The sequence below is a fragment of the Meridianimarinicoccus sp. MJW13 genome, assembly GCF_014901205.1.
In the GTDB taxonomy this organism is placed as follows: domain Bacteria; phylum Pseudomonadota; class Alphaproteobacteria; order Rhodobacterales; family Rhodobacteraceae; genus Meridianimarinicoccus.
The window spans coordinates 349,343-367,131 of sequence record NZ_JACNMU010000003.1 but is presented as its reverse complement, the minus strand read 5'-3'; the positions used below and the strand labels follow the sequence as shown (position 1 = coordinate 367,131).

Here is a 17,789-nt window from a genome sequence, read left to right as displayed (position 1 = left end):
ATGCGGGTTCTGCTGACCGGCGCCACCGGCCTGATCGGGCGGCAGACCGCCCGCGCGCTCTATGCTGCCGGGCACGATGTTTTGCCGGTGTCGCGCAGCGGGCAGGGCGGTTTGACCTGCGATCTGCTGGATGCGGGCGCCGTCGAGGGCCTGCTGTCGCGGGAGCGTCCCGAGGGTCTGGTGCATCTGGCCTGGCATGCAGGGGCAGCGGATCGCTGGACGTCGCCCGCCAATCTGGACTGGGCCGCCGCGACGTTGCATCTGGCGCGACGGTTCGCCCAGCATGGCGGCAGGCGGGCGGTGTTTGCGGGCTCCTGCGCCGAATATGATTGGTCGGTATCCGAATTGTCCGAAGACTCTGCGCTGCGGCCTGCCACCCCCTATGGCGCGGCCAAGGCGGGCACCGGGCTGGCCTTGTGTGGGGCGGGATCCGCACTGAACCTGTCGCTGGCCTGGGGGCGGATCTTCTTTGTCCACGGGCCGGGAGAGCCGCGCGGGCGCTTACTGGGCGATCTGATTGCCGGGCTGCGCGCGAGGGAGCGGGTGGCCTGCACCGATGGGCTGCAGGAACGCGACTTTCTTCAGGTCGAGGATCTGGCCCGCGCGCTGGTCGCGGTGCTGGACAACGACTTGCAAGGTCCGGTCAATATCGCCAGCGGCCAGACCATTGCCGTGCGCGACCTGATCGGTGAAGTGGCGCGGCAGTTGGACGGCGAAGACCTGGTTGATCTGGGCGCCCGGCCGCGCCCCGCGTCCGATCCGGCCAGACTGGCGGCGGACACCACGCGCCTGGCCAGCATCGGGTTTCGCCCACGCCATGACCTGACGTCCGCCGTGTCGGCCACCCTGACCGACGGGAGTGCCCCGGCATGATCGGCGATCTTCTGCGTTCGCGCTTTGTGAAATTCCTTGCCGTCGGCGTGCTGAACACCGGCTTTGGCTATGCGCTGTACGCGGTGCTGGTGCTGCTGGGGCTGGGGCCGCAGGCGGCGCTGGCGCTGGCCTTTGCCTGTGGCGTGGTCTGGAACTATTTCACCCACGCGCGGCTGGTGTTCTCGGCCAAGGGCACCTCGCGGATGCCGGCCTATGCCGCTGTCTATGCCGGGCTGTACGCGCTGAACGCGGCCGGTCTGGCCGGGCTGTTGCGGCTGGGCATGGGGCCGATCGTGGCGCAGGCGGTGCTGGTGCTGCCCGCCGCCGCCCTGTCGTTCATCGCCATTTCCAAGGTGCTGACCGACCGCTTCCCGTGGGAAGGTCGCCCCGCCTAGGCGCTGTCTTCGTCGATGTTCAGACGATCTTCCTCGATCACCAGCGGGCCGCCGCGCACCTGGTTGTGGATCGCGGTGATGTATTCGCCCAGCATCCCGATGAACAGCAACTGAATGCCGCTCAGGAAGAACAGCGACACGATGATCGTCATGGTGCCGCGCGGTGCATCGCTGGGCGCGATCAGGAAGAGCAGAACCTCGAACAGCGCAAACAGGATGCAGCCCACCGCGATGACCAGCCCGGAGATCGTGCAGAACCGCATCGGCGCGCGCGAGAAGGCGAAGATCGCGTTCAGCGCCACATCGGTCAGCGCCCCCATGTTGTGCTTGGACAGGCCGCGTTTGCGGGCCTTCCACGTATAGGGCACGATGATCCGCCTGAACCCGCAGGAGGCGATGATGCCCCGGATATAGGGGTAGTGGTCGTTGTGCGACAGCACCGCCTTCAGCACCTTCTTGTCAATCAGCTGGAACTCTCCGACCGACGGCTCAAGGGTCACATCCGACAGCCGGTTCAGGGTCCGGTAGAACAGGCCGCGCGCGTTGCGCAGGAAATAGCCTTCCTCGCGGATGTTGCGGGCGCCGGCCACCACGTCATAGCCGCTTTGCCACAGCTGGACGAATTCGGGGATCATCTCGGGCGGGTCTTGCAGATCGACCGGCAGCATCACCACCACCGCGTCGCCAGTGGCATAGCGCAACCCGTTGAAGGTTGACCGGAACACCCCGAAATTGCGGGCGTTCAGCACCACGCGGATCGTGGGATCCTTGGCGGCCATTTCGCGCAGGATCTCGGGCGTGCGGTCGGTCGAGGCATTGTCGACAAAGATATGTTCCAACCGATAGTCCGGCAGGTGTTCGGCAAAGATCGCGCGGACGGTTTCATAGCATTGGAAGACGTTGTCTTCCTCGTTGTAACACGGCGAGACGACGGAAATGGTTTTCATGGTCGGCACTCCACGCAACCGTTTGACACACAACCGGCCCACCTGTGGACCGGCAGGCCTGTCCCTTGCTGATAGCGGCTGGACGGCATCGGACAAAGGGCTTTCTGGGCTTCTGTGCGCAGGCGTCACGCCCTTGGGTCAACAAGGTCAACAGGCTGTTTACAGGGGCGGGCGCAGGCACAATACTCGCCCGCAAACGGGCAACAGGAACTTCCATGACGGACTTGCGCACATCCGGGGCCAGACGCGGCCTTGCCTTGATTTCTGCGCCCTTGCTGTACGCGGTGCTGCTGCTGGCCGCGCCCATGGCCGCAATTCTGGCGTTCAGTTTCTGGACGCAGGATTATCTGACCATCGACAAAAGCTTCACCCTGACCAACTACCGCGAGGCGTTCACCGACCCGATCTATCGCGAGTTGATGATCCGGTCGCTGAAGATCGCCGGATTGGTGACGCTGGTGACGGTGCTGCTGGCCTTTCCGGTGGCCTATTTCATCTCGTTTCACGTGCCGGCGGGGCGCAAGTCGCTGTGGATCTTCCTTGTGACGATCCCGTTCTGGACCTCCTACCTGATCCGGGTGTTTCTGTGGAAAGTGATCCTGGGCTACAACGGGGTGCTGAATTCAGGGCTGATCGGGCTGGGCCTGATTGACGAGCCGCTGACGGTGATCCTGTACAATTTCAACGCTGTGGTCATTACGCTGGCCCATGCTTTTGCACCCTTCGCGATTCTACCGATCTTCGTGTCGCTGGAACGTATCGACCGATCGCTGCTTGAGGCGGCGCAGGATCTGGGCGAAACCCGGCTGTCGGCGTTCTTCCGGGTGACCTTGCCGCTGGCCATGCCGGGCGTGGTGGCGGCCAGCCTGATCGTCTTCATCCCGACCATCGGGGACTATGTCACGCCGCGGCTGGTGGGCGGGCCGGGCGGGCTGATGATCGCCAACATGATCCAGACACAATTTCTGAAGCTGAACAATGCGCCCATGGGCGCGACGCTGGCGGTGGTGGCCATGGTGATCGTGACGATCATTGCCCTGATCTTCGTGGCGCTGAACCGCCGCTATCTGCGGGGGCGGTCATGAGCGCGCTGTTCCGGGGCGGCTGGCTGCGGCTCTATGCGGCGCTGTACCTTGTGTTCCTGTATCTGCCGATTCTGCTGCTGCCGATCTTCGCCTTCAACAGCTCCACTGTCATCGCCTTTCCACTGAGCAGCTTCACCACCGAATGGTTCGCGCAACTGGTCGAGGTCGAGGCCCTGCACGCGGCGGTTCTGACTTCGGTGCGCATTGCGCTGATCACGGCCGCCGTCTCGACCCTGCTGGGCATCTGCGCCGCCCGCGCCGCCGCGCGCTACAGGTTTCCGGGCAAGGGCGGGATCATGGGGTTGATCATGCTGCCGCTGGTGCTGCCCGAAATCATCGTGGCGGTGTCGCTGCTGGTGGTGTTCCTGCAACTGGGGCTTCAGCTCAGCTCGCTGACGGTGATCCTTGGGCATGTGCTGATCTGCACGCCGTTTTCCATCGCGATCCTCAATTCGGCCTTCCAGTCGCTGGATGTCTCGCTGGAGGAAGCCGCCATCGACCTGGGTGAAAATTCCTGGGGTGTGTTCCGGCTGATCGTGCTGCCGCTGGTGATGCCGGGGATCATCTCGTCGCTGCTGATCGCCTTCACGATTTCCATGGATGAATTCATCATCGCCTTCTTCCTGTCGGGGTCTGACGCCACGCTGCCGGTCTATCTGTGGGGCCAGTTGCGCTTTCCGCAGCGGCTGCCGGTGGTCATGGCCCTGGGCACGATCCTGGTCAGCCTGTCGATCCTGCTGCTGATCCTGGCGGAATGGGCGCGGCGGCGCGGGGTGCGCAAACGCGGTGGTGCAGAAACAGGAGGGTTCCTCTGATGGCGCTCATCTCCCTTCAGGGGATCAACAAGTACTATGGCGACTATCACGCGCTGCGCGATATCAACCTCGAGATCGCCGAAGGCGAGTTCTTCTCGCTGCTGGGGCCATCGGGCTGTGGCAAGACCACGCTTCTGCGGTCAATCGCCGGGTTCGAGATGCCCGAGAACGGGGTGCTGGCCATCGACGGGCAGGACATGGCCGGGGTCGGGCCGAACCGGCGCCCGACCAACATGGTGTTTCAAAGCTATGCCATCTTCCCGCATCTGACCGTGGCTCAGAACGTCGGCTTCGGGCTGCGCAAGTCGCCCATGCCGCGCGCCGACAAGACCCGCGCCGTCGAAGAGGCGTTGGAGATGGTCGGTCTTGGCGGCTATGGCCCGCGCGCCGCGCATGCGTTGTCAGGCGGTCAGCGGCAACGGGTGGCGCTGGCCCGCGCGCTGATCCTGAAGCCAAAGGTGCTGTTGCTGGATGAACCGCTGTCGGCGCTGGACAAGAAACTGCGCGAGCAGATGCAGACCGAGTTGCGGCGCCTGCAACGGCAGGTGGGCATCACCTTCATCCTTGTCACCCACGATCAGGAAGAAGCCCTGATCATGTCCGACCGCATCGCGGTGATGTTCGAAGGCGCGATCGCGCAGGTGGATACGCCCGAAGGCCTGTACCTGCGGCCCAACAGCCGCAAGGTGGGCGAATTCATCGGCATGATGAACCTGCTGCCCGGGGCCTTGCGCCAGGATGGCGCGCATCTGCTGGCCGATATTCCGGGACTGGGCGCAGTGGCCCTGCCGCGTGACTTCCTGCCCGACGGCGCAGCACCGGGACCGATGACCTTCGGCTTGCGGCCCGAATCCATGTCGGTGCTGTTCACCTCGTCGGAACTGCCCACCGGCAAGTTCGTCGATGGGGTGGTCGAGGATCGCGCCTATTACGGCGACATGACCTATTACGAGATTGCCTTGCAGGGCAGGCAGGCACCGGTCACCTGTTCCATGAAGAACATGATCAGCCGTCCGGTGCTGTCGCGCGGCGATGCCATCCGGCTGGCGTGGGAACCCGGCGCGCTGATCCCCTTTGCCGAGACCTGAAGGTCAGCGGTCCGGGGCGATCAGACCCAGCCCGCGCAGGTAGATGCCGACGCCCGCTTCCAGCAGATCCTCGGGCGGATAGGGGGCCTGGCTGCCGGGCTCGCCCCGGCTGAACAGTTCCACCACCCCGTGGCTGAGCGCCCAGACATGGGCGCTGACCATGGCCGCCGGCGGGCGCTTTTCCTTCGGGATGTGCTGGGACAGGTTTTCGGCGGCGTGTTCCAGCACGCCGCGCGCACGGGCCGAGGCGCGTGCCAGTTCCGGGGTACGATTGACCGAGATGCCGCTTTCGAACATCGACACGTAGTGACCGGGATACTTGCGGGCAAAGGCCAGATAGGCGCGGCCCGTGGCTTCGAAGGCCGACAGGGCGGTGGGTTTGCCACCGTCGAAGGCGAACTCCATCAGGTCGGCGAAGATCTCGTATCCCTGCCGCGCACATTCCGCGATCAGATCCTCGCGACCCTGAAAATGGCGGTAGACGGCCGCCGGGGTCACGCCAGCGGCCTTCGCCGCCTCGGAGAGGGTAAAGCCGGTGGGCCCACGTTCGGCGATCAGGTTCAGCGCCGCATCCACAAGCGCCTGCCGCAGATTGCCATGGTGATAGCCGCGTTTAGCCATTCCAGATTTCAGGGCCGCCGCAGATTGCCGGATCCGGGGCGCAGGCCACTTCGGCATCCTTGCCGGCATAGGGGATCTGGCTGAGCACCCGCTGGATCACCGCGATGCGGGCGCGGCGTTTGTCATCGGCCTTGATGACGGTCCAGGGCGCATGGGCGCTGTGGGTGCGGTCGAAGGTTTCCTGGATAGCAACGGTATAGGCATCCCAGCGGCGCAGCCCGTCCACGTCGATTTGGCTGAGCTTCCATTGCTTCAGCGGATCTTTCTCGCGCGACAGAAAGCGGTGCAATTGTTCGGCGCGGCCGACCTCAAGCCAGATTTTCACCAGATGCACGTTGTCATCCACAAGCGCCTCTTCCAGGGCGGGCACCTGATCGAAGAATTGCTCCCGTTCGGCGGTGGTGCAGAAGTCGAAGACCCGTTCGACCACGGCACGATTGTACCAGGACCGGTCGAACAGGGCGATGTGACCGGCGGCTGGGAAATGGGCGATGTAGCGCTGGAAATACCACTGCGACCGCTCGGTGTCCGAGGGTTTCGACAAGGCCACGACCCGCGCCACGCGCGGGTTCATGTTTTCCTTGAACCGCTTGATCGCGCCGCCCTTGCCCGCCGCATCGCGGCCCTCGAACACAATGATGACGCGCGCGCCCGAGGCTTGCACCCAGGCCTGAAGCTTGGCCAGTTCGATCTGAAGCTTGTAAAGGGTCTCGGAATACTCTCGCGACTTCATCCGATGGTCATAGGGATAAGGCGGGATCAGGATCACCTTGTCGCCGCCATTGATGGCGCTGCGGACGTGATCGGGGGCTTCGGTTTCGAAAAACCGGGTGATGGCGCCATCAAAGGGCAGGTCTGCAACGTCTGTCATCGTCAAAACCTAGCGACCTGAAGGAATTAGCGCAATCCGGCGCGTTCGGCGACCCGCGCGACAGCATCCAGCACGGCATCGGGATGGGTGTGATGCGGCATGTGACCGGCATCGTCCAGCATCGTCAGCCGGGCGTCGGGCAGCAAGGTGGACAGCGGCTCGGCATGGATGTCGGGCAGAACGATGGTGTCCAGCGCGCCGTGGACCAGTTCGGCGGGCATCTGAAGCGTGCCATACTGGCCGGACATGGCGATGACATGGTCCTTCAGGCCGGTGACCTGCCGGGCATTGGCGACCATGGTGGTGCGGCGCAGGCTCAGCGGCAGGCCGAAATGCGCGGTAAATCCCTGTGGCACCGGCGCGGGGGCAAAGATGCCCGACAGGATCTGATCCATCAGGCTTTGCGGCGGAAAAGCGGTCAGCAGCGGCACCAGCGTGGTGGCCCCGGCGCGGCTGGCGTTGACGTGGTACGAGGGTTTCAGCTTGCCGGGCCAGGGCATGGTGGCGCCGGATACGATCACCAGTCCGGCGGTCATGGCAGGATCTTCCAGCGCCCAGGCCATGGCGACGGCACCGCCGAAGCTTTGACCCAGCACCAGCGCGCGGGTCACGCCCAACTGTCGCGCGGCGGCCTGCAGAAGACGGGCCTGTTCGCGCGGGCTTTCGCCGCGCTTGGCCTCGGCGGCCTCGGGCACCCTGCCGGTGAAGCCGTGGCCGGGCCGGTCGAAGGCAATGACGCGGAAGTCGCGGGCCAGACGCGGGGCCAGCGCAAAGGTGAAGTCGCGCAGGTTGCCGCCCGCACCGTGCAGCAGCACCAGATCGGGGCCGCTGCCCTGAACCCAGGCATGCACCTTCACCCCGTCGATGGTCAGGATCCGGCCTTCGGGCGGAAACTCGGCCTCGGCCTGGGATTCGGCGCGCGTGGCCAGACGATCCACGCCCAGCACCGCGCCGCCGGTTAGCGCCGCCGCTGTGGCCAATTCCAGCATCCTAGTGCCCGATCTCGTTCAGATCGAACGGCGTGTGCTGGTAGATCTCGTTGATCCAGTTGCCATAAAGCAGATGCGCGTGCGACCGCCAGCGGTTCAGCGGCGTGCGCGACGGATCGTTGTCGGGATAATAGTGCCCCGGCACGTTGATTGTCACACCCGCGTCCACATCGCGATCGTATTCTTCCTTCAGCGTGCCACTGTCGTATTCGAAGTGGTTGAAGTTATAGAGCGCGCGATGGCCCTTGTCCTCGACCAGACAGGGGCCGACCTCGTCGCTGCCCAGCAGGGTCTTCAGCCCAGGGGCGGCGTCGATCTCGTCCTGTTTCATTTCGGTCCAGCGGCTGACCGGGATCACGAAATCATCCGAGAACCCGCGCAAATAGGGCGAAGCCGGATCGAGGTTCTTGTGCCGGAAACAGCCAAACGCCTTGTGCGGCAGCATGTGTTTCCGCACGCCGTGGAAATAGTTGATCATCGCCATGCCGCCCCAGCAGACGCCGAAGGTCGATTGCACATGGGTCTGGGTCCAGTCGAAGACCTCGCACAGCTCGTCCCAATAGGTGACCTCGTCGAAGGGCAGATGCTCGATCGGGGCGCCGGTGATGATCAGACCGTCGAACTTTCGGTGCTTCACCGCCTCGAAGGGCTGGTAGAAGGCTTCCATGTGCTCGGCCGAGGTGGTCTTGGACTGATGCTCGGACATGCGGATCAGGGTCAGGTCGATCTGCAGCGGTGTTGCGCCGATCAGCCGGGCAAATTGCGTTTCGGTCTGGATCTTCTTGGGCATCAGGTTGAGCAGGCCGATTTGCAGTGGGCGGATGTCCTGATGCGCGGCCCGCCCTTCGGACATGACCATGACGCCCTCGCGGTCGAGAACATCATAGGCGGGCAGGTCGGAGGGGATCTTGATGGGCATGGGTTTTCCCGAGATTGCGTGAACTTAGGGATATAGGCCGTGGGTCAACGGGCCTCAAGCGTGCGGGCGACAAGGTCGGTCAAGTCTTTGGCATTGTGGACGGCGGCGATGTCTTCGGCCTTGACCGAGATGCCCCAGTTGCGGGCCATCGCGGCATAGCGCGGCTGCCGGTGCGCCAGCGCGCGGGCATAGGTCCAGCGCACGAAATCGTCGGGATCGACCTTGTCCTCGGGCACCGATTTCAGGTCCAGGTATTCGGCCCATTTCTCGGTCAGGAAGGCGGGCTGGTAATACATCGGCTTGGGCGCCTTGTCGAAGCGGCGCACCAGTTCGGCGGTATGGGCGTCGGAGCCTTCGATCCAGACCATCAGCGCGGTGTCGGCCAGGGCGGTCAGCACCGGATCTTCCGGGTCTTCGGGATCCACGACCTCGCAGATCGAGCCGCCGCTGTCGCAGACGAAGTCGCGGTAGCCGTACAGGTCTTCGGCACGATGCGCGAAATGGGCGGTGTCCAGCAGGGCGGCAACCTCGGCCACACGGTGCTGCTCCTGCCGGCGCAGGTATTCGTCGAAGGGCAGGCCGCCCCTGGCCGGATCTCCGGGCTTGCCCAGATAGGTCGAAAGTGGCGCCAGGTTGTGGAAGGTGATGTTCGAGGCGATGTAGATCGAATCGCTCAGCAGCAGTTCCGCCAGAAAGGGGTTGCGCATCGCCTCGCGCTTGAAATTGTCGACGATATGTTCGCCCATGTAGCGGGTGCCGATGCGGTAATCGACCGAATAGTGGAACCAGCCGCCGCAGTCGCGCAGCATCGACGACACATGGGTCTTGCCGAGCCCCGACATGCCGAAAAAGAGAATGCGTTTGCGGTCCTGCTGCCGCCAGGCATCGGCGGTGGGTCGTGTGATCATGTGCTGCCCCTGTCTTGCCGCTCTCGCCTAGCAGGGAAGGCCGGGGCGCTTCAACACAAAGCCGGCGGCAACGACAAAGGGCCGCCCATGGGCGGCCCTTCAGTAAAGCGGTTGGTTGGCTTCAGAAGAAATAGCCGACGCGCAGACCGACCGAGACCGCGCTGTTGTCCGAGAAATCGGCGCGCGCCACGTCCGGCGTGCCGGTTTCGGCCAAGGCATCGCCCAGCCACGTATAGCGAATACCGGCGGCGAATTCGACCTGGTTGACGCGGTAGGTGGCCCCGATGCGCAGCGCCTGGCTGCCATGGGTGGGCGCCAGCGGCGACACCAGATCGTCGCCGTAGACATCGTCGTAGATGTAGGCGATCGAGGCGCTGATCTGATCGGAGAAGCGGTGGCCGACCCCCAGCGTGTAGGTGGTGGAGTTGTCCACTTTCACCAGGCCGGTTCCGGTCAGGGCGGTGAAAATCTCGGGATCCACGGTGAACTGCGAATGATCGACCCAGCGGATTTGGCCGAACACCAGCGTGTCTTCGGCAACGCCGGTCTGGAAGTCCAGGTTCACCGACTGCGGGATGTCCACATCGGTTTTCTTGCTGTTGCCCAGGCTGGCCCCGTTCAGGGTTTCCGTGGTCTTGAAGCTGTGGGTGATCGTCGAGTTGTAGGTCAGCGCGACGCGGAGCCCGATCTCGGGCCGCTCGTAGGCACCGCCGACAATATAGCCCCAGGCCGAATCCTCGCCGAGGTTCACCTCGTACCCGTTGACCCCGCCGTAGGCGAGACCGCCAAGGCCGATCTTGCCGTCGGCTGTCTGGCGACGCACACCGGCATGAAAGCTGAAGTTCTCGTTGACGTGGAAGCGGCCGACCAGCGCCAGCGCGTAGGAATTGGCATCCGCGAGCGTGCCGCCCAGAAGCGAGCCGGTCTCTTCGGGGTACAGGACATCGACGCCGTAGTCCTCGCCGCCCATGAAGGCCACGCTGAACTTTTCGTTGAAGTCGTACTTGATGCCGAACCGCAGGTCGTTGAACGCATCAGCCACGTCATTGTAAGACGCGCCGCTGTCATACGGGACCGGGAATCCCGGCGGCGATTGCGGCAGGTCAGTGCCGCTGACGCTTGGGATGGTCCGGACCGCGGAAAATTCAAGGTAGTTGCCATCCTTGAAAAGAAGGTCCATCGGCTGGCCGGATCGGTCGATGCCGCCGGCCTGCGCTGCGCCGGCCAGCCCGACAATGGCTGTCGCCAGTTTAAGTGATCTCGTCATGTCTCCCCCACTTGATGTGGTCTTCTGTTCCCAGGTTTCATTAAAAATTGCAGGGGATTGGCGTCAAACCAGACGTAGCGTCACAGTTTTTTCAACGCTACGACACGGGCCAAAAAACGTCCGGGTGTTGTAAACGACCTACTGCGTGGCCGGAATGTGGGTGGCGACCCAATACGTCAGATAGGCGACCGCGATCAGCCCGGACACGAATCCCAGAAATGCGATGAAGGACGCCGAATAGACCACCGGCTTTTCCGAATAACAGCGCCGGCAGCGCGTCCCGCCCAGTCGCATGTGATGGCCGCAATTGGGACATTTGAAGAGGCGTAGATGCATGACGTGGCCTCGGTCAACGATGGGAGATGACCGAGTATACAGAGAATCGGGGCGCTGGCGCAAATTTTGCGGCCCACACGCCCCGGTGTCTGTCAGGTCATTCCCACTCGATCGTGCCCGGCGGCTTCGATGTGACGTCATAGGTGACGCGGTTGATGCCCTTGACCTCGTTGATGATCCGGGTCGCGGTTTCGCCCAGGAACTCGTGGCTGAACGGGAAGTAATCCGCCGTCATGCCATCGACCGAGGTCACCGCGCGCAGCGCACAGGCATAGTCATAGGTCCGCCCGTCGCCCATGACGCCCACGGTACGCACCGGCAGAATGGCCACGAAAGCCTGCCAGATCTCGTCGTACAGCCCATGCTTGCGGATCTGGTCGATGTAGACCGCGTCGGCCTCGCGCAGGATTGCCAGCTTCTCGCGGGTGATCTCGCCAGGGCAGCGGATCGCCAGGCCCGGACCGGGGAAGGGGTGGCGGCCGATGAAACTGTCGGGCAGGCCCAATTCGCGGCCCAGGGCGCGAACCTCGTCCTTGAACAGCTCGCGCAGGGGTTCGACCAGTTTCAGGCCCATCTTCTCGGGCAGCCCGCCGACGTTGTGGTGCGACTTGATGGTGACCGATGGCCCGCCCGAGAAGCTGACCGATTCGATCACATCCGGGTACAGCGTGCCTTGGGCCAGGAACTCGGCCCCGTCGATACTGTCGGCGTGTTTCTGGAACACGTCGATGAACAGCTTGCCGATGATCTTGCGCTTGGTTTCCGGGTCGGATTGGCCGTCCAGCTCGCCAAGGAACAGGGCGCTTTCGTCGGCATGGATCAGCGGGATGTTGTAGTTGTCGCGGAACATGGCCACGACTTCCTCGGCCTCGTTCTTGCGCAACAGACCGTGGTCGACGAAGACGCAGGTCAGCTGGTCGCCGATGGCCTCGTGGATCAGCACCGCCGCGACCGAACTGTCGACACCACCCGACAGGCCGCAGATGACTTTCTTTTCGCCCACCTGTTCGCGGATCAGGCGGATCGCCTCTTCGCGGTAGGCGCCCATGGTCCAGTCGCCGGTAAACCCGGCCAGCTTCACGAAATTCTCGTACAGCGTCTTGCCGTGTGGGGTGTGGTGCACTTCGGGGTGAAACTGCACCGCATAGAAATGCCGTTCGGGATCGGCGGTGATGGCGAAGGGCGCGTTGGGCGAAGTGCCATAGACCTGAAAGCCCGGCGCGATCTCGCTGACATGGTCGCCATGCGACATCCAGACCTGCTCGGGGCCCTCGGCGAACCAGCCGTCCAGCAGATCAAGCTGGCCCTGCCGGGTGACATAGGCGCGGCCGAATTCGGCGGTGCCATGGCCGCTTTCGACCTTGCCGCCCAACTGGTGCATCATCACCTGCTGGCCATAGCAGATCCCCAGGATCGGCAGACCCATCGAGAAGATGTCCTGTGGCACGCGCGGAGACCCCTCGCGGGTCACGCTGTCCGGCCCGCCCGAGAAGATCACGGCCTTCGGTGCCATCTGGCGCACGAAGTCGGTGGTGACATTCTGATAGGGGTGGATCTCGCAATACACGTTCAGCTCGCGCAGGCGGCGCGCGATGAGCTGGGTCACCTGACTGCCGAAATCGACAATCAGCAGGCGGTCATGGGAAACATCTGTCATGGCAGGCTGATAGGCAAGGGCGCGGGGCCTTGCAAGTGAGTCTGCATGGCTTTCCCGAAGCCCATGCCGCCAGCGGGCCTGAAAAGCCGTGCGAATGTCGTTTTGCGCCGCGAGGAGACGCAAAACCGATGTGGTCGCAGCCTGCGGTTGGCTAGGTCTACGCCACCCCTTCGGGAAGAATGCACGATCAAGGGACCAGATCATGGCGGATGAAGGCAGACGACGGCGCGGACGTGGCGGCGGTGGCGCAGCGCGCCGCGCGGAACGCAGCAGCACTCAGGTCGAGACCGCCAAGGTCATCGCCCGCGATATCCCAACATTGGACCTGTTCGATGACGCGGCGCTGGACCGGATCGAGGCCGCGGCGGAAGCCGTTCTGGAAGAGATCGGCGTCAATTTCGTGGAAAACCCTGCCGCGCTGGACCGCTGGCGCGAGGCCGGGGCGGATGTGCAGGGCGAACGCGTGCATATCCCGCGCGGGCTGGCCCGCAAGCTGTGTGCCACCGCACCGGCCAGGTTCACCCATCATGCGCGCAATCCGGAACACTCGGTCGAGATCGGCGGCGACAACCTGGTGCTGGCCCCGGTCTATGGTCCGCCCTTCGTGCTGGATCTGGAAGGCAACCGTCGCTACGCGACTCTCGCCGATTTCCATGATTTCGTGAAGCTGGGGCAGATGAGCCCCTGGCTGCATCTGTCCGGCGGCACCGTGTGCGAACCCACCGACATTCCCGCCAACAAGCGCCATCTGGACATGCTGATGGCGCATATGACCCTGTCGGACAAACCCTTCATGGGGGCGGTGACCGAGCCCGAGCGCGCCCGTCACAGCATCGAAATGTGCGAGATCCTGTTCGGCGCCGAGTTCGTGGCGCAGAACACGGTGATGACGTCGCTGATCAACATCAACTCGCCGCTGACATTCGATTCGGTGATGATGGGGGCGCTGGAAGAATACGCGATGGCCAACCAGGCCTGCATCATCTCGCCCTTCATCGTGGGCGGGGCGATGTCGCCGGTGACCGTGGCGGGCACGCTGGTGCAGGTGTTTGCCGAGGTGCTGGCCGGAATCGCCTACAGCCAGTTGATTCGTCCCGGTGCCCCGGTGATTTTCGGCGCCTTCGTGACCTCGATCGACATGAACTCGGGCGCGCCCACCTTCGGTACCCCGGAAGCCGCCCAGATCACCGCTGGTGCAGGGCAACTGGCGCGCCGGCTCGGGGTGCCCTATCGGTCAGGCGGCAGCTTCAACGGCTCGAAACTGCCCGATGCGCAGGCCGCCTATGAGACCGCGAATTCGCTGAACCTGGCGCTGATGTCCGGCGTCAACTTCATGCTGCACGCCTGTGGCTGGCTTGAGGGCGGGCTGGTGGCCTCGCCCGAGAAGTTCGTGATGGACGCCGATCAACTGGGCATCCTGCACCGACTGGCGCGCAAGCCCACGGTCAGCGAAGACGATCTGGCACTGGAGGCCATTCGCGAGGTCGGGCCGGGCGGGCATTTCCTGGGCTGCGCCCACACCCAGTCGAATTTCAAGACCGCGTTCTGGCGAAGCAACCTGCTGGACTACCGCCCCTACGAGACCTGGATCGACGATGACGCGCCGGACACACGGACGCTGGCCAATCGCAAGGTTCGCAAGTTGCTGGCGGACTATCAGCAGCCGGGGCTGGATCCGGCGATTCGAGATGCCCTGCAGGATTATATCGCCCGCAGGAAGTCCGAGGTCGCTGACGCTTTCAGCTGACGGCGCTTCGGCGCACGAGGGTGTTGCGATTCGTGCATCAGGGCGGACAGAATCTTGACATGGCGGGCCGGTCCATAGACGGGATCCTTGGCCCGCCGCTGGGCGTTCAGCTCTGATTCCAACTCCATCAACTTCAGGATGCACTGGTTGCGGCCGGGCACATTGGGCGTGTTCAGCAGGCGTGGCAGCTCTTTTTCACGGCTGTATCCGGGCAGCGCAAGGCGCGCGGCGGTCACCAGAAGCGTGGGTCGGTTCAGGGACTTCAGGGCGCTGAGGGGATCGATCATGTCATTCTCCTGTGCTGGTTTTCGCAACAACATTGATAACCAGATTGAGTGTGTTGCATTTTAAGCAACTCGCCGTCCGCCACGGCTACCAAGATTTAGGCATTATAAACAATGCTTAACCATGCAGACAATTTTAACAGACCTGAAAGAAGTGTTGCGACAGGCTCAACAGGCCAATCCGTGGGGGAAGCCTGTGCCGCTCGCAAGGCTTGAGGAGACTTCAGCGTGACCAATCAGGCGATTGTGACATCCGAAACGTTTTCTGCTGTGTGGTGGCTGCCCGAAGCGGCTATTCATTACGTAGTTCATACCGAGTTGGGAAGGTCGATCCGCGCCATCGCACGCGATACCGGATACCAGCCTTCCACTGTAATGCGTCGTGTCCGCCGTTTTGAAAACAGGCGTGAGGACCCGCTCGTAGATGGTGCCTTCAATCGTTTGAGTGACTTACCCTTCGACCACACAATTCAGGATCATTCGCCCGAGGAGACCCGAACCATGACTGCCACGATCCAAGCCCAGTTCTCGCCAGAGTGCCGACAGGACCTGAGCCGCGAGGCCAAACGCGTCCTGCGCAGGTTGGCCGAAAGCGGGGCGGTGCTGGCTTTCGCGCAGGACATGGAAAAGGCGGTCGTGGTGCGGGACCTTCCCGGCGGCGACACCACGCGAACGGCCGTGGTGGACCGCGAGGTGGCCGAGGTCATGGCGCTGAACGACTGGATCCGCATCACCGGTAAGGGCCGGATTTCGAAGTACACCATCACCGGGGTCGGGCGCGCGGCGTTGAAACGGATGCTGGCCGAAGCCAACGATACAACGGAACTGCACGAATCCGCCGATCCCTTTGCCGGGCAGCACCGGCACATGGACCCGGTGGCGCAAAGCCCCTCGGGCCGCCGTCGGCGCCCTTGTTACAACCTGTCGGAATCGCCGTTGTCGGCGCTGGCCCGGCGCAAGGACAAATCCGGCCAACCCTTCCTGACCGACGATCTTGTCGCCGCCGGAGAGCGTCTGCGCGAAGATTTCGAGATGTCGCAACTGGGGCCGCAAGTGGCTCAGAACTGGGCCAATATCCTGAGCGAACCGCAGTCGGACATGGACTGGGCCTCCACATGCGGCAATGCCACCTCGGAGGCGGCCCGGCGCCGGGTCATGGCGGCACTTGAGGAACTGGGCGCGGGTCTGGGCGACGTGGTGCTGCGCTGTTGCTGCTTCCTGGAGGGGATCGAGACCACCGAGAAATCGATGGGCTGGTCGGCGCGCTCGGGCAAGGTGGTGTTGCGCATCGCGCTACAGCGGCTCAAGCGTCACTATGACGAACAGGGTGCGATGGCCAATCGGCTGATTGGCTAGACTCAGCGCCGGGCCGTGCGCGAGTTGCTCTGCCCGATCACCGTGATCCTGCTGACCCCCGCCAATTCATGGTTGCTGAGAAAAGTCGCGACTTCCAGGTCGCGGCTTTCTGCTGTTCCGACGGCCGTTTCGCCGATCGGCGGGCGGGCGCGAAACTCCAATCGGATCTCGCTGGCGGGTGCTGCGTCCTCTCCGACGCGGACCAGTTCCAGGTCCCAGTATCCCTGGGTAGGCGGTAATCCGTTGGCCTGCACGATGACGCCGCCGGGCGACGGGGCGATTCGCAGATCCGTGATGGTGGCGACCGGACGGCGGCTGTCGGTCACGATGGGATCATAGCCGTCCTCGGGCTCTAGCGTGTCGGGGGGCGCGGTGTTGAACCAGCCACCCAGGCTGTTGCCACACCCGGCAAGCGTGCCGCAAAGGGCCAACAGGATCAGCGGGCGCGAGATGCCAAAAGAAAGAATCATCAATATGCTCGTGCTGCCAAGGGTTGGGGTTCTGGACGTGCGCCTCTGTGCGGCTTAGGTGATGGCACGAAAACCAAGAGGGTGCAAATGGCCACGGAACGCTTTGAAGAGATTGCCGATACGTTCGAGTTTCTGGACGACTGGGAAGATCGCTATCGCCATGTGATCGAGTTGGGCAAGGAAATGCCCGCGCTGGACGAAGTGTTTCGCGTGCCGGCGACAAAGGTGGACGGCTGCGCCAGCCAGGTCTGGATCCGTCCGATCATCGACGGCAGCGGGCCCGAGGCGACCTTTGACTTCGAAGGCGAAAGCGACGCGATGATCGTGCGCGGGCTGATCGCCATCCTGCACGCGCTGTATTCCGGCCTTTCGGTGCGCGAAGTGGGGCAGGTGGATGCCGCTGCGGAACTGGGCCGTCTGGGCCTGAACGATCACCTGTCGTCGCAGCGTTCGAACGGATTGCGGGCGATGGTGGAACGCATCCGTCTGGTGGCCGGAGAAACCGCCGCCGCCTAGGCCGGGGTTGCGCGGGTGGCCATCCAGTCGGCCAGCCCGCCGAAACCGGTCTCGCGCCGTTCGAAGGCCAGCCCCAGGCGTTGCGCGCAGTCGCGGGCGCGGGCGTCCAGTTCCGGGTCGGGCACCTGGGCCAGATAGATCAGCCGCTCGTAATGGCTGAAATACATGTCGCGCAACTCGGGGTGGCGATCCAGCCCCAGCGGTTTCCAGACGAAGGCATCGAACTGCCGCACCAGGAAGTCGGTCAGGTAGAAGGCGGTCATGTCGTCCTCGGGCGGTGGCGCGGCCGCGCCCTGGAAGAAGGCATAGCAATGTGGCCCGGCGATCATTGCCATGCCAAGCTCGTCGCAGACATTCTGCAACAGCCCGCCGGTGCCGCAATCGGCGAAGGCCACGTCGATCCGGTCATAGGCATTGTGATGCTTGGCGTGCAGTTCCCGCACCGCGCCGGGGATTTTCTCGGGGTGGTTGTGATAGATCGCGGGCACGCAGGTCAGATCCAGATGATCCCAGCCGTTGGCCTCTTTCAGCGCAAGGATCTCACGTGCGATGGCGCCACAGCCGATGATGAGGATGCGGTCGGGGGGAGCATGTTGGGTGTCAGGCATGGGCGCGGCCTTGGGGTTGGACGCCCCTCAGGGCGCC

The 17,789-nt window shown here is 63.8% G+C and carries 20 protein-coding genes; 8 read left to right on the top strand and 12 right to left on the bottom strand.

What is annotated here, in order from left to right; translation table 11 throughout:
* Together H8B03_RS07410 and H8B03_RS07405 are read left to right on the top strand one after the other, a co-directional pair.
* Entirely contained in the window at nt 1-873 is an 873-nt protein-coding gene (locus H8B03_RS07410; protein ID WP_193141082.1) for an NAD(P)-dependent oxidoreductase, read from the top strand.
* Nucleotides 870-1,268, top strand: a complete 399-nt coding sequence (locus H8B03_RS07405) for a GtrA family protein (RefSeq protein ID WP_193141081.1) — start codon at nt 870-872, stop codon at nt 1,266-1,268. Before H8B03_RS07410 ends, H8B03_RS07405 begins: the two co-directional genes overlap by 4 nt.
* On the opposite strand, the gene H8B03_RS07400 is transcribed toward H8B03_RS07405, so the two are convergent.
* Complete coding sequence (locus tag H8B03_RS07400) at nt 1,265-2,215, bottom strand: glycosyltransferase family 2 protein (RefSeq protein ID WP_193141080.1); 951 nt, start codon at nt 2,213-2,215, stop codon at nt 1,265-1,267. The two genes, H8B03_RS07405 and H8B03_RS07400, sit on opposite strands and share 4 nt — an antisense overlap.
* Nucleotides 2,216-2,430: 215 nt before the next feature.
* On the opposite strand from H8B03_RS07400, the gene H8B03_RS07395 reads away from it, so the two are divergent.
* The 3 genes from H8B03_RS07395 to H8B03_RS07385 are packed head-to-tail and all read left to right on the top strand — an operon-like array spanning nt 2,431 to nt 5,203.
* A complete protein-coding gene (locus H8B03_RS07395; RefSeq protein WP_193141079.1) occupies nt 2,431-3,300 on the top strand; it encodes an ABC transporter permease in 870 nt (289 codons plus the stop codon).
* A complete protein-coding gene (locus H8B03_RS07390; RefSeq protein ID WP_193141078.1) occupies nt 3,297-4,115 on the top strand; it encodes an ABC transporter permease in 819 nt (272 codons plus the stop codon). Before H8B03_RS07395 ends, H8B03_RS07390 begins: the two co-directional genes overlap by 4 nt.
* Nucleotides 4,115-5,203 (top strand): ABC transporter ATP-binding protein, encoded by a 1,089-nt coding sequence (locus H8B03_RS07385; protein ID WP_193141077.1) that lies wholly within the window; start codon nt 4,115-4,117, stop codon nt 5,201-5,203. The genes H8B03_RS07390 and H8B03_RS07385 overlap by 1 nt, the downstream gene beginning before the upstream one ends.
* Nucleotides 5,204-5,206: 3 nt before the next feature.
* Here the strand turns inward: H8B03_RS07385 and H8B03_RS07380 are convergent, their stop codons facing one another.
* From H8B03_RS07380 to guaA, 8 genes are all read right to left on the bottom strand, one after another.
* Complete coding sequence (locus tag H8B03_RS07380; RefSeq protein ID WP_193141076.1) at nt 5,207-5,824, bottom strand: TetR/AcrR family transcriptional regulator; 618 nt, start codon at nt 5,822-5,824, stop codon at nt 5,207-5,209.
* Nucleotides 5,817-6,695 carry a polyphosphate kinase 2 gene (gene ppk2, locus H8B03_RS07375; RefSeq protein ID WP_193141075.1) on the bottom strand — a complete coding sequence of 293 codons (879 nt, stop codon included), beginning with the start codon at nt 6,693-6,695 and terminating at the stop codon, nt 5,817-5,819. Before ppk2 ends, H8B03_RS07380 begins: the two co-directional genes overlap by 8 nt.
* A gap of 26 nt (nt 6,696-6,721) precedes the next feature.
* Nucleotides 6,722-7,684: an alpha/beta fold hydrolase gene (locus H8B03_RS07370; protein WP_193141074.1), complete on the bottom strand. Its 963-nt coding sequence runs from the start codon at nt 7,682-7,684 to the stop codon at nt 6,722-6,724.
* Nucleotide 7,685: 1 nt separating this feature from the next.
* Nucleotides 7,686-8,603: a homoserine O-succinyltransferase gene (metA, locus tag H8B03_RS07365; RefSeq protein ID WP_193141073.1), complete on the bottom strand. Its 918-nt coding sequence runs from the start codon at nt 8,601-8,603 to the stop codon at nt 7,686-7,688.
* Nucleotides 8,604-8,647: 44 nt separating this feature from the next.
* Nucleotides 8,648-9,511, bottom strand: a complete 864-nt coding sequence (locus tag H8B03_RS07360) for an ATPase (RefSeq protein ID WP_193141072.1) — start codon at nt 9,509-9,511, stop codon at nt 8,648-8,650.
* A gap of 121 nt (nt 9,512-9,632) precedes the next feature.
* Nucleotides 9,633-10,778: an outer membrane protein transport protein gene (locus H8B03_RS07355; protein ID WP_193141071.1), complete on the bottom strand. Its 1,146-nt coding sequence runs from the start codon at nt 10,776-10,778 to the stop codon at nt 9,633-9,635.
* A gap of 138 nt (nt 10,779-10,916) precedes the next feature.
* Nucleotides 10,917-11,114 carry a hypothetical protein gene (locus H8B03_RS07350; RefSeq protein WP_193141070.1) on the bottom strand — a complete coding sequence of 66 codons (198 nt, stop codon included), beginning with the start codon at nt 11,112-11,114 and terminating at the stop codon, nt 10,917-10,919.
* Nucleotides 11,115-11,211: 97 nt separating this feature from the next.
* Nucleotides 11,212-12,771 (bottom strand): glutamine-hydrolyzing GMP synthase, encoded by a 1,560-nt coding sequence (guaA, locus tag H8B03_RS07345; protein WP_193141069.1) that lies wholly within the window; start codon nt 12,769-12,771, stop codon nt 11,212-11,214.
* Between the two features lie 202 nt (nt 12,772-12,973).
* Here guaA and H8B03_RS07340 point away from each other — a divergent pair, with 202 nt between their 5' ends.
* Nucleotides 12,974-14,518 carry a trimethylamine methyltransferase family protein gene (locus H8B03_RS07340; RefSeq protein ID WP_193141068.1) on the top strand — a complete coding sequence of 515 codons (1,545 nt, stop codon included), beginning with the start codon at nt 12,974-12,976 and terminating at the stop codon, nt 14,516-14,518.
* Here the strand turns inward: H8B03_RS07340 and H8B03_RS07335 are convergent.
* Nucleotides 14,473-14,805, bottom strand: coding sequence for a DUF6477 family protein (locus H8B03_RS07335; protein ID WP_193141067.1), 333 nt, complete (start codon nt 14,803-14,805; stop codon nt 14,473-14,475). The genes H8B03_RS07340 and H8B03_RS07335 overlap by 46 nt on opposite strands.
* A 498-nt stretch (nt 14,806-15,303) precedes the next feature.
* On the opposite strand from H8B03_RS07335, the gene H8B03_RS07330 reads away from it, so the two are divergent.
* Nucleotides 15,304-16,158, top strand: a complete 855-nt coding sequence (locus H8B03_RS07330; protein WP_319022444.1) for a DUF6456 domain-containing protein — start codon at nt 15,304-15,306, stop codon at nt 16,156-16,158.
* A 2-nt stretch (nt 16,159-16,160) separates the two neighbouring features.
* Here H8B03_RS07330 and H8B03_RS07325 read toward each other — a convergent pair whose 3' ends face one another.
* A complete protein-coding gene (locus H8B03_RS07325; protein ID WP_193141066.1) occupies nt 16,161-16,628 on the bottom strand; it encodes a hypothetical protein in 468 nt (155 codons plus the stop codon).
* Between the two features lie 87 nt (nt 16,629-16,715).
* Between H8B03_RS07325 and H8B03_RS07320 the strand changes: the two genes are divergently transcribed.
* The gene (locus tag H8B03_RS07320) at nt 16,716-17,144 is read left to right on the top strand and encodes a SufE family protein (protein ID WP_193141065.1); all 429 of its coding nucleotides are present in this window, start codon (nt 16,716-16,718) and stop codon (nt 17,142-17,144) included.
* Here H8B03_RS07320 and H8B03_RS07315 read toward each other — a convergent pair.
* Nucleotides 17,141-17,752 carry a DUF1638 domain-containing protein gene (locus tag H8B03_RS07315; protein ID WP_193141064.1) on the bottom strand — a complete coding sequence of 204 codons (612 nt, stop codon included), beginning with the start codon at nt 17,750-17,752 and terminating at the stop codon, nt 17,141-17,143. The two genes, H8B03_RS07320 and H8B03_RS07315, sit on opposite strands and share 4 nt — an antisense overlap.
* Nucleotides 17,753-17,789 lie beyond the last annotated feature (37 nt).

Coding starts and splice junctions, on each gene's coding strand:
- H8B03_RS07360 (WP_193141072.1), bottom strand. CDS start 9,511: ATGATCACACGACCCACCGCCGATGCCTGGCGGCAGCAGGACCGCAAA.
- H8B03_RS07390 (WP_193141078.1), top strand. CDS start 3,297: ATGAGCGCGCTGTTCCGGGGCGGCTGGCTGCGGCTCTATGCGGCGCTG.
- H8B03_RS07405 (WP_193141081.1), top strand. CDS start 870: ATGATCGGCGATCTTCTGCGTTCGCGCTTTGTGAAATTCCTTGCCGTC.
- H8B03_RS07340 (WP_193141068.1), top strand. CDS start 12,974: ATGGCGGATGAAGGCAGACGACGGCGCGGACGTGGCGGCGGTGGCGCA.
- H8B03_RS07395 (WP_193141079.1), top strand. CDS start 2,431: ATGACGGACTTGCGCACATCCGGGGCCAGACGCGGCCTTGCCTTGATT.
- H8B03_RS07315 (WP_193141064.1), bottom strand. CDS start 17,752: ATGCCTGACACCCAACATGCTCCCCCCGACCGCATCCTCATCATCGGC.
- H8B03_RS07380 (WP_193141076.1), bottom strand. CDS start 5,824: ATGGCTAAACGCGGCTATCACCATGGCAATCTGCGGCAGGCGCTTGTG.
- guaA (WP_193141069.1), bottom strand. CDS start 12,771: ATGACAGATGTTTCCCATGACCGCCTGCTGATTGTCGATTTCGGCAGT.
- H8B03_RS07350 (WP_193141070.1), bottom strand. CDS start 11,114: ATGCATCTACGCCTCTTCAAATGTCCCAATTGCGGCCATCACATGCGA.
- H8B03_RS07325 (WP_193141066.1), bottom strand. CDS start 16,628: ATGATTCTTTCTTTTGGCATCTCGCGCCCGCTGATCCTGTTGGCCCTT.
- H8B03_RS07355 (WP_193141071.1), bottom strand. CDS start 10,778: ATGACGAGATCACTTAAACTGGCGACAGCCATTGTCGGGCTGGCCGGC.
- H8B03_RS07400 (WP_193141080.1), bottom strand. CDS start 2,215: ATGAAAACCATTTCCGTCGTCTCGCCGTGTTACAACGAGGAAGACAAC.
- H8B03_RS07335 (WP_193141067.1), bottom strand. CDS start 14,805: ATGATCGATCCCCTCAGCGCCCTGAAGTCCCTGAACCGACCCACGCTT.
- H8B03_RS07410 (WP_193141082.1), top strand. CDS start 1: ATGCGGGTTCTGCTGACCGGCGCCACCGGCCTGATCGGGCGGCAGACC.
- H8B03_RS07330 (WP_319022444.1), top strand. CDS start 15,304: ATGACTGCCACGATCCAAGCCCAGTTCTCGCCAGAGTGCCGACAGGAC.
- metA (WP_193141073.1), bottom strand. CDS start 8,603: ATGCCCATCAAGATCCCCTCCGACCTGCCCGCCTATGATGTTCTCGAC.
- H8B03_RS07320 (WP_193141065.1), top strand. CDS start 16,716: ATGGCCACGGAACGCTTTGAAGAGATTGCCGATACGTTCGAGTTTCTG.
- H8B03_RS07385 (WP_193141077.1), top strand. CDS start 4,115: ATGGCGCTCATCTCCCTTCAGGGGATCAACAAGTACTATGGCGACTAT.
- H8B03_RS07370 (WP_193141074.1), bottom strand. CDS start 7,684: ATGCTGGAATTGGCCACAGCGGCGGCGCTAACCGGCGGCGCGGTGCTG.
- ppk2 (WP_193141075.1), bottom strand. CDS start 6,695: ATGACAGACGTTGCAGACCTGCCCTTTGATGGCGCCATCACCCGGTTT.